This is a genomic window from Sphingobacterium sp. T2 (assembly GCF_000814685.1).
Classification (GTDB): domain Bacteria; phylum Bacteroidota; class Bacteroidia; order Sphingobacteriales; family Sphingobacteriaceae; genus Sphingobacterium; species Sphingobacterium thermophilum.
Window position 1 is genome coordinate 1 of record NZ_JXAC01000063.1, and the last position, 3,735, is coordinate 3,735.

At 42.2% G+C, this 3,735-nt stretch carries 3 protein-coding genes and 3 pseudogenes; 3 read left to right on the forward strand and 3 right to left on the reverse strand.

Translation table 11 applies throughout. The annotated features are described in order from the left end of the window. From SD31_RS05180 to SD31_RS19920, 3 genes and pseudogenes are all read right to left on the reverse strand, one after another. A pseudogene (locus tag SD31_RS05180) lies at positions 1 to 407 on the reverse strand (ABC transporter permease); the annotation flags it as partial. Between the two features lie 15 nt (positions 408 to 422). After that, positions 423 to 845: an ABC transporter ATP-binding protein gene (locus tag SD31_RS05185; RefSeq protein ID WP_231561196.1), complete on the reverse strand. Its 423-nt coding sequence runs from the start codon at positions 843 to 845 to the stop codon at positions 423 to 425. A gap of 55 nt (positions 846 to 900) precedes the next feature. Further along, positions 901 to 1,050, reverse strand: a pseudogene (locus SD31_RS19920) (ATP-binding cassette domain-containing protein); the annotation flags it as partial. 189 nt (positions 1,051 to 1,239) lie between these two features. Here SD31_RS19920 and SD31_RS19925 point away from each other — a divergent pair. The 3 genes and pseudogenes from SD31_RS19925 to SD31_RS05195 form a co-directional block, all read left to right on the forward strand. Beyond that, positions 1,240 to 1,365: a hypothetical protein gene (locus SD31_RS19925; protein WP_262506542.1), complete on the forward strand. Its 126-nt coding sequence runs from the start codon at positions 1,240 to 1,242 to the stop codon at positions 1,363 to 1,365. A gap of 120 nt (positions 1,366 to 1,485) precedes the next feature. Beyond that, positions 1,486 to 2,206, forward strand: a pseudogene (locus SD31_RS05190) (MIP family channel protein). A 104-nt stretch (positions 2,207 to 2,310) separates the two neighbouring features. Continuing rightward, a partial coding sequence (locus SD31_RS05195; protein WP_039053366.1) for a DNA polymerase III subunit gamma/tau occupies positions 2,311 to 3,735 on the forward strand: 1,425 nt, incomplete at its 3' end.

Sequence of the window (3,735 nt, forward strand, 5' to 3'; positions counted from 1 at the left end):
TTTTTCCTACAAGACGTCCCTGGCTTTATTTTACAGCATATWGTATCTAAGAACGTAGCGTCCGTCCTATGATACCGGTGGCTTATAGTTGTTCTCCTAAGGAGATGGGTACGTGCCAACTGTACGAGAGGATTGTCTACTATCTTAGCGGCTTCCGCGAGAGGGATGTTGCCGGTAGGATTGTCTACGTGATACAGCGAACTAAGGATAAGTTGCATGGGGCTACCTTTAGCTCCAACAACTAGGTCTATATTCTTTGTGTTGTTTTCCAGCTGTTTTTCGAACGTTGCGGCACTGAAATAGATGACTATGAGTATAGACACGCCAAACGCTGTCAGAAGTATACTCAGCAATGTGGATCCAATCTGTTGTGTAATGTTTTTCCAAACAAGATATAATGTGTTCATGATTTTGCGTTCTCCTTATAGCTGATATGTGTTTTGGAAATACGGTTTTATCCTTGTGTCGTGTGTGGCGATAAGCAAGGTCACATCAAACTTTTCGGCTGTATCGAAAAGTAAGTCCATGACATATTTGGTGTTGGTGTCATCCAGTGCCGCCGTAGGTTCGTCGGCAATGAGGATTTTTGGATTGTTGATGACGGCACGTGCTATGGCAGCGCGCTGAAGCTGGCCACGACTTAGCTCATGAGGATAGGCGTCAGCTTTTTCTTGCATCTGCAATTTATCCAATACAGCCATGACAGCCTGTTTGTCCTGTTTAGCTTTCGCCAGATATTGTGCCAGTATAATATTTTCGGCTACGGTCAGGTTTTTGAGCAGGTGTGCATCCTGAAAGATAAAACCTATATTTTGAGCTCTGAACAAATTCCCTTTTTTCTTCATTCCATAAGTAAATGTCTTGATCTTCGATAAATACTTTTCCGGAATGCGGGAAGGAAAGACCACCTAATAGATGTAATAAGGTCGTCTTGCCGCATCCTGACTCTCCCAGCAGCAACGTATGTTGATGTCTGGAGATCCGGATGGTAGGAAAGGTTATCACATCCGATGAGGCATATTTGAATGAGAGATTTTCCGAACGTATCATAAGTCTTTATACATACTGAAATTGAAGATTAAAGGTATAGACTATCGGTTATAAAAGGAAATTCTATTGAAATTATTACAACAATCAGGCAAAAGCTAGCATCCATTTCATTTTTAATTTTTTTTTAATTATTCGTTTAATTAATGATTCATTCTCTTTTCACATCCACTTCATATAGGTGCTCTTAAGTTGGGTATAGGCACTAAAGGTATCTTAGAAAATACTGTCCTTTCCAATTGGGGAACAGGATTGGACGTAGAGCATGACGTCCCGCTTAGCTTTATAGGCACTAAAAGGTGGACCATAGACCTCTAACGTTGTAGTAAAATATCTATAAAAATGATTTCTTTTATTTATAAAAGAATGTCTTTTTGTTTTTAATAAAAGTAATTTTAGTTAAATGAATTATTTTTTATCTCAAGAAATTGTTTAGTTGTGGAAATTAAAACTTCATCCAAGTTTATTGCAGAGCTGATAGGTACTTTCGGTTTAGTATTGTTCGGCTGTGGGGCAGCTGCGATTGCGGGAGGCACCACTTTGGCTGGAACCTCCGGTCTTGGTTTGTTGGGAATTTCTTTGGCCTTCGGCTTGTCCGTAGTGGTATTTGCCTATGCCATAGGAGGTGTCAGCGGTTGTCATATCAATCCTGCTGTGACTGTGGGGATGCTGTGCGCCCGACGTATAGCCGCCAAAGACGCTATAGTTTATATTATAGCACAATTTGCGGGGGCTACACTAGCAGCTTTTGTGCTTTCGCAGATTTTGGCAGGTCAGATGGGGGGTTTTACGGCAACAGAGTGGGCTTATGGGTCCAATGGCTGGGGTAAAGGCTATCAAAATGAATACGATATGGCTGCAGCATTGATTGTAGAGGCCTTGTTGACAGCTATCTTTTTGTTTGTTCATTTTGGCGACAACGTCAAAGCTAGGAAACAGCACTATGGCAGGACTCGCTATAGGTTTAACTTTGGTATTGATACACTTGGTTGCCATTCCGGTGACGGGAACCTCGGTAAATCCCGCAAGAAGTTTTGGGCCGGCAATCTTCGCCGGAGGTAAGGCTTTATCACAACTGTGGTTGTTTATGGTAGCCCCTACGATAGGAGCCATTATAGGGTCGGTACTTTGGCTTATGGTTCATACGGAAGATAAATAATAGCTCTTTGTTTAAAGGTGGGTTAGGTTCAACGAAAAGTTGAACCTTTTCTTTTTCTCCATTTTCTTAATTTGAATTGTCGGTAAAATAGTATCTTTGTATTAATGGATAATTTTATTGTTTCTGCTCGTAAATACCGCCCTGTAACCTTTGATTCGGTTGTGGGACAGCAGCATATTACTAACACCCTCAAAAATGCTATCCATAACAACCAGCTGGCTCAGGCCTTTTTGTTTTGTGGTCCTAGGGGTGTTGGTAAGACTACCTGTGCGCGTATTTTGGCAAAAACAATCAATTGCGAGCATATTTCCGATACGGTAGAAGCTTGCGGCGAATGCGCTAGCTGTAAGTCTTTCCAGCAAGGGGCTTCTTTCAGCATTCATGAGCTGGATGCCGCATCCAACAATTCGGTAGACGATATCCGTAACCTTATCGAGCAGGTTCGTATTCCCCCTCAGTCGGGAAAGTACAAGATCTATATCATCGATGAGGTTCATATGCTTTCGCAAGCGGCGTTCAATGCTTTCCTTAAAACTTTGGAAGAACCTCCTTCGTATGCTATTTTCATCTTAGCGACGACAGAAAAACATAAGATTCTGCCTACCATTCTTTCACGTTGTCAGATCTTTGACTTCAACAGAATCAAGGTAGAAGATATGGCAAATCATCTGGCTAATATTGCGCAGAAGGAAGGGGTGACTTACGAGGCAGATGCCTTACATGTCATTGCCCAAAAGGCGGATGGCGGCTTGCGTGACGCACTTTCCATGTTCGATCAGCTGGTAAGTTTCTCAAACAGAAACCTTACCTATCAGGCTGTCATAGATAACCTGAATATTCTGGATTACGATTATTATTTTAGGTTGATGCAGGCTATAGCTGCGGAAGATGCAGCAGAAGCCTTGCTAATTTTTGATAACATCCTTAATAAAGGTTTTGACGGAGGACATTTCATTGCCGGCCTTTCCAACCATCTTCGCAATTTGCTGGTTACCAAAGAACCTAAGACCTTGAAGCTATTGGACGTCAGCGAAAATGTGAAGAAAAAATATTTTGAGCAGTCCGCCAATCTAAGTACAGGACTGTTACTTTCCGCTTTGAATATTGCAAATCAATGCGAAATTTCCTATAAGTCGAGCCGCAACCAACGTTTGCAGGTAGAGCTTGCTCTGTTGAAAATGTGTCATATTGCTACCGCCATTAAGCTTGGCGTAAAGGGCATTTCAACGGCACAAGTTGATGTAAAAAAAAAACTCCCTGAACCTGTAGCAGTTAAATCCACATCTGCAGTTTCAGCAGCTCCCGAGACAAAGTCTGTAACCTCTATGGGAGTACCAAAGCCGGTAGCTTCACCTTCACAGACCTCCCTTCCGAAAAGTAATAATTCTGACAAGCCGACAACTTTTGCTGAACCTAAACGTGCCTATACCTCTGGAAAAGGATGGGGCAATGTCAAAGCATCGCTAGCGGTACCTAGTCTTACTTCTGTCTTTGAGGAAAAGGAGGTAGAAGTTGCGGAAGAAAACGAA

Excerpts from the sequence above, each read along its gene's own strand:
- SD31_RS05185 (WP_231561196.1), bottom strand. The coding sequence starts at position 845 with ATGAAGAAAAAAGGGAATTTGTTCAGAGCTCAAAATATAGGTTTTATC.